The organism is Frankia sp. AgKG'84/4 (assembly GCF_023242965.2).
In the GTDB taxonomy this organism is placed as follows: Bacteria; Actinomycetota; Actinomycetes; order Frankiales; family Frankiaceae; genus Frankia.
The window spans coordinates 1-5,568 of sequence record NZ_JALKFU020000347.1; the positions used below are offsets into that span (position 1 = coordinate 1).

The 5,568-nt window shown below is 71.9% G+C and carries 4 protein-coding genes and 1 pseudogene; 3 read left to right on the forward strand and 2 right to left on the reverse strand.

Going from position 1 to position 5,568, the window contains the following annotated elements; all coding sequences use genetic code 11:
- Positions 1–96: 96 nt before the first annotated feature.
- Positions 97–399, reverse strand: a pseudogene (locus MXD58_RS18710) (PucR family transcriptional regulator); the annotation flags it as partial.
- Positions 400–611: 212 nt separating this feature from the next.
- Between MXD58_RS18710 and MXD58_RS18715 the strand changes: the two are divergent.
- Together MXD58_RS18715 and MXD58_RS18720 are read left to right on the forward strand one after the other, a co-directional pair.
- Positions 612–1,934: a peptidase M50 gene (locus MXD58_RS18715; RefSeq protein ID WP_248839952.1), complete on the forward strand. Its 1,323-nt coding sequence runs from the start codon at positions 612–614 to the stop codon at positions 1,932–1,934.
- Between the two features lie 287 nt (positions 1,935–2,221).
- Entirely contained in the window at positions 2,222–3,241 is a 1,020-nt protein-coding gene (locus MXD58_RS18720) for a TerC family protein (protein WP_248839988.1), read from the forward strand.
- A 113-nt stretch (positions 3,242–3,354) separates the two neighbouring features.
- On the opposite strand, the gene MXD58_RS18725 is transcribed toward MXD58_RS18720, so the two are convergent.
- A complete protein-coding gene (locus MXD58_RS18725; protein WP_248839951.1) occupies positions 3,355–4,092 on the reverse strand; it encodes a helix-turn-helix transcriptional regulator in 738 nt (245 codons plus the stop codon).
- A 666-nt stretch (positions 4,093–4,758) separates the two neighbouring features.
- Between MXD58_RS18725 and MXD58_RS18730 the strand changes: the two genes are divergently transcribed.
- Positions 4,759–5,568, forward strand: an 810-nt coding sequence (locus MXD58_RS18730) for a glycosyltransferase family 2 protein (RefSeq protein WP_250609645.1), incomplete at its 3' end; no start/stop codon positions are given.

Sequence of the window (5,568 nt, forward strand, 5' to 3'; positions counted from 1 at the left end):
CGCGGAACACGCCTGGGTGATCTGTCAGGCGCTGCGCCGGCTGCCCCGGGAGGTCGACGACGAACAACGCGGCGCCGGGGCGGCGGTGGGGGGGGCCGCGGCGCGCACCGCCGGCAGCGACGGCCAGACCCGCCAGGTCGCGGACAGGTAGAGGTCGACCAGGGCCCGCAGCGACGCCCCGGACTCGGCGGCTGCCTGGCCCAGGGCGCGGAACGCGTCGAGTTCGGCACGGGTGAGCCGCCGTCCGCTGTGCGCCGCGGAGGCGAGGACGTCCAGATAGTCGCCGAGGAGCCCGGCGTGCAGCCGGGAGTCGGCAGCCGCCAGCACGGCCGCGCGTGGCAGCCGGGTCAGGCTCGTCTCCGGCAGGCCCAGAGGGAGATCTTCGTCGAACGTGGTCATATCAACCGCTTCGCGCGCTTCATCCACCTGTGCTTCTCCTGCAGATCGCTGCCGAAGTTCGGCAGCGAAATCATAGGCGAACTCGCGCACTTCCTGCGGTGTCTGCCGGGACGACGAAGGGCAGGCTAGACGTTGAACAGAACAGTCGGACAGAACAGCGGCTGGCCGTCGATGCCGGCCCCGGAGCACCACCGAAAGGAGTCTGAGCGGACATGGCCACCCACGACGCGACCAGGCGGGGAGGACTTCCGCCGATAACGGTGCGTCCGGGACTCGCCGTCTCGGCGACCGTCGTCACCGTCCTGCTCGGTGCCCTCACCCTGCCGGCGACCGTCCCTGACCGCCCCGGTTTCGCCTACTTCTGTGGCGGGCTCATCGGCGCGGTGCTGCTCGCCGGCATCCTGGTGGGCGCCGACCTGGTGCGGGCGCGTGCCGCCCGCCGGGCGGGGCTCTCGGTCGTCGGCATCACCCTCGGCGCCTTCGGAAGCCGGCTGGCGGTGGCGCCACCCGAGGGCCGCCGGGCGTTGCCGGAGTTCGCGGCGGCGCACACGGCCGGCGTTCGAGGTGCGGGCCGATCGAATTCCCTCGGTACCGGGGTCGACCTCGTCTCCCCGACCGGTGGGGAGCTTCCCGCCGGCACGGCGCCGCTGGGCCCGGAGGACGCGATCCGCCTCGAGGCCAGGCTGGCCCGGGCGGGGCTGAGCGTCACCGCGCTCGCCGGCGCGGTGCTCATGGCCCTCGGCGCCCTCGCGCCGAGCGGCACGCTGGCCCTGGCCGCCCAGGTGGCTCTATGGGTGGGGACGTTCGCCCTGCTGGTGACGATCGTGGACGCGCTGCCCTCGCCGCGCAGCGCGGGCGGCCGGATGATCGCCGCCCGGGTACTGCGCCGCACCGGCAGCCGCGAGCGGGCCGAGCGGGCCGTCGCCCGCGCCGGCGTCGCCACCGGCTGGACGCTGATTCTCGCCGGTGCCGTGGGCGTCTTCCTCGTCGGCTTCGTGGCCCTGTGGGCGGCGCTGCTCGGCTGGCTCGCCCTGGGCACCTCCCGGATGGCGCAGTCCCAGCAGCGCGCCCAGGCGGCGCTCGCCGGCCTCGTCGCGCGGGACGTGATGACGCCCGCGCCGCCCACTCTCTCGTCCTGGTCGACTGTGGATGACGCGCTGGACGACGTCGTGCTGCCCGCGCGCCGTGCCGTGTTCGGGGTGGTGGACTTCGACGGCGCCCTGGCCGGCGTCGCCCTGCTCCGTGACCTCGCGGCCGTGCCCATGGACGATCGCGACCTGGCCCGGGTCAACCGGGTCGTGGTCCCGCTGTCCATGGTGGCCACGGCCGAGGCGACGGACCCGCTGGCGGACCTGCCTGCCCGTCTGATCGAGCGGCCGGCCGCCGGCTGCGTGGTCGTGGTCGACCGCAGCGGCGAGGACGGCCCGCGGATGATCGGTACCGTCGGCCCGGTCGAGCTCAGCCAGGCGATCGAGACCGCGCCGCTGCGCGGCCGCGACGCCGGGACCATGCGCCCCGGCAACATCTGGCGCTGAATCAACCGGTGCGGGCCGGTCCGCCGGCCCGCACCGATCGACATCGACATCCTCCGGTGGATCCGCAGCCAGTCACCGTCCGATGTGCTCGCGCGGTCTGGCTCCGCGCGGCTCCACGCAGTTACGAGACGTCATCGAGCTGTCGCTCTCCGGTTCGGATTCGACCGTGACGTGAAAGATCATGCCCCGACCGGCCGCTGGCAACGGAGCCCGGCCGCTCGGGGCGACGCCCCCATCAGACCCGTTCGCCCCCGGCCGGTGCCGGGCCACCATGTTGGAGAATGCCCGTGCACGTGCCCCTCTGGGCCTGGTTCGCCTTTCTTGGCGGACTTCTGGTCCTGCTGTCCATCGACCTTCTCGCGCACCGCAAGGCCCATGAGATCGGTTTCCGGGAGGCCGCCTGGTGGAGCCTGCTGTGGGTGTCTCTGGGGATTGGCTTCGCCGGGGTGGTCTGGGCCTGGCAGGGCCCGGACGCCGCCGGTGAGTACACCGCGGCCTGGCTGCTGGAAAAGAGCCTGTCGGTCGACAACCTGTTTGTTTTCGCCCTGATCTTCTCGTATTTCCAGGTACCACGTGCCTACCAGCACCGGGTGCTGTTCTACGGCGTGCTCGGCGCACTGGTGCTGCGCTTCGTCTTCATCGCCGCCGGGATCGCACTGCTCGAGCAGTTCAGCTTCATCATCTACGTGTTCGGCGCCTTCCTGATCTTCACGGCGGTGAAGATGCTGCGCGACGACGGCGTGGAGATGGATCCCGGGAAAAGCCGGGCCGTCAAGGCGCTGCGCCGGGTTATGCCGGTGACGGACGAATATCACGGCCAGCGGTTCGTCCTGCGGCGCGCGGGCCGGCTCACGGCCACCCCGCTGCTCGCCGTGCTGGTCGCGCTCGAGACGGCGGACGTGCTGTTCGCGGTCGACTCGGTGCCGGCAGCGCTGGGCGTCACCAACGAGACGTTCCTCGTGTTCACCAGCAACGCGCTGGCGATCCTCGGCCTGCGGTCGCTGTTCTTCCTGTTGTCCGGCCTACTGGCGCGCTTCCACCATCTTGCGACCGGACTGGCGTTCGTGCTGGCGTTCATCGGTGTCAAGATGCTGCTCACCGACGTCTGGCACATGCCGATCGCACTGTCCCTCGGGGTGATCGCGGTGGCGCTGGCCGTCTCGGTGATCTGGTCTCTGCGCACCGAGCCCCCGTCCGCGCAGACGCCGACCGACCAGAGCGCGGCCGGGTCGGACCGCCAGGACGACGCGGACGACGCGGACGACGCCGACACGGCGCCCGAGCAGCCGGTGCGGGCGCAACGCTGATCACGCCCGCGTGGTCCCCGCGGACTGGCCGGCCAGGTGGGACGGGCCGGCCAGGTGGGTCTGGTCGGCCAGGTCCGTCTGGTCGGCCAGGTCCGTCAGATCGGCCAGGACCGTCAGGTCGGGAGGGACGGCTCGCTGTGCGCGCCCGGCGTGGCGGGCCGCCGCAGTCGGCGCGGACCCGGTGGGGGAGCGGTGAAGAACATGAACGGATCGCGTTGCGCCGTCGGCAGCCCGGTGTTCACCGCCCGGGAGATGCGGTCCCAGCGGAACCAGCGTGGGCCCCGCCGTTCCAGGCACCAGGCGAGCAGGTACCACTGCCCGCCGGTGAGGGCCAGCATGTGCGGCTCGACGCGACGGCCGAGGGTACGGCTGCCGGCGGCATCCTGGTAATCGATCGCCAGCACCCGACTGCTCCGCAGCGCCTCCTCGACGGCGGCGATCATCGCGGAGCGTGCCAGGCCCGGTGGCGAGGACCGGCTGCGGGACGCGATCTCGGCGATCTGCCGCTGCTCCGCAGGCGGTAGGGCGTCGAGCAACTTCTCCAGCGCGGCGGCGGCGTCGCGGCTCAACGGGCCGGTCGCGGCAGTCGTCAGTGCGCCGGCGGCGGCCACGGCCTGGCCCTGGGTGAAGGCCAGCGGCGGCAACGTCGCGTGCTCCGCGAGGACGTATCCGCCGCCCGGTCCGGAGATCCCACTGACGGGCACGCCCACGCCCTGAAGGGCGAGCAGGTCACGCCGGATCGTCCGTACGCTGACGTCCAGTCGGGCGGCGAGGCTGGCTGCGGTGCGCCCGGCGGGTCCGGCCCGGCGCAACTCCTCGACGATCGCGGTGAGTCGATCTGGGTGCGGCATAGTTTCCACGTTGACAGGGCGTTGTCACGACCGATGGCGAAACGGCGGACTTCCGCAATCTCGCTGTCGGTGGCACGCGGCCGGCGTCGGCACCGCTCGCCGGGCCGTCGCGCCGGTCGTTCTGGCCCGGAACCGCCCGGGATTCTCCGTGTCGGCCCCGGCGGGTCGGCGCCGGGGTGGCTGTCGGATCAGGTCGGCCAGCCCTGCCCCGGTGCCGCCGGGGATGGTCCGGTCACCCGCTTTCACGGCTCTTTCGACGTCACCGCGCGTGGCCGATCCAGTCGTTCGTCAATTGTGTTCGCGGCGTGCCGAAGGTGATCCTCGGCGGCTCGTTTTCAACGACTTTCCGGCGCCTACTGATGTCATCTTGATATCGCTTCGGCGAGGGGGTCGGAAGGGTGTCGCGCGACTCGCCGGGAAGGAATAACGCGGACCATCCCGACGAGGTCGTTAGTCTTGTGGTGATCGGTGTGCGGGCTGGTCGACCGCGGTGGGTCGACTCCCGGACCAGGCGCGTACCGTTGTCCGGCCGTCGAGGTGGCGGCACCACCGGAAATCCGATTGGTAACCCTTGCCCGATGCGGCGGCGCATGCGTCCGGATATGTGCCGGAACGGTTTACGCTCCGGGTCGTGTCCGGCGTTTAATTCCTCAGTAAAGGCGGATAATGCACAGTCTGTTGGCGGTCGTCGTTTCCCACGGTGGCTCCACCCATTTGCACCAGTTGCTGTCCGGGTTGGCCGCTATCCGGGGCTGCCAGGTCACGCTGGTGGAGAACGGCCCGCTGGCCGGCCCGCCGGTCCCTGTCGGGGTCCGCGTGATCGAGGGCCACGGCAACGTCGGCTACGGCACTGCCGTCAACCTCGCCGTCCGCGAGGCCGTCGAGTCCGGTTCGACGGCGCGTTGGCTGCTGGTCGTCAACAGCGACGTGACGATTCCCGACGACACCGCCGAGGCCCTGCCCAGACTCCTGTCCTGGTACCCGCCGTCCATCGACGTGGTCGGATTCCACTTCCTCCAGACGGCCGGCGGCGCGGCGGCCCGCTCCCAGGCGGTCCTGCCGACGCCGCGGACCAGCGCGTTCATCGCCCTGCGCGGTGAGACCGCAGCGCTGGCCCGCTGGTCCCGCCTGCGCTATCCCGTCGGCGCGTTCTTCGCCGTACGGATGGAGACGTTCCTACGCCTCGGCGGCTTCGACCCGGCCTTCTGGATGTACTACGAGGAGACCGATCTGTTCGCCCGGCTCCACGCCGCCGGCGGACGGATCGCCTGGGCCGACGAGGAATGGCCGGTCGTGCACGTCGGCGGGGAGACCGTCGGCCGCTCCGGCCTGCTGCACGCCGAGCTGGGCCGCGCCGCCGCGCTCTACGCCCGCCGACACCGCCTGAACGTCGGCTGGAGTTGGCCCGCGGTGCACGCCGGCCAACTCGGCCTGCTGACCGGCCGCAAACTGGTGGCCGGCCGGCCGCACGACGCC

What these genes read in the sequence shown, in the direction of transcription:
- MXD58_RS18715 (WP_248839952.1), top strand. Translation starts at nt 612, where the DNA reads ATGGCCACCCACGACGCGACCAGGCGGGGAGGACTTCCGCCGATAACG.
- MXD58_RS18725 (WP_248839951.1), bottom strand. Translation starts at nt 4,092, where the DNA reads ATGCCGCACCCAGATCGACTCACCGCGATCGTCGAGGAGTTGCGCCGG.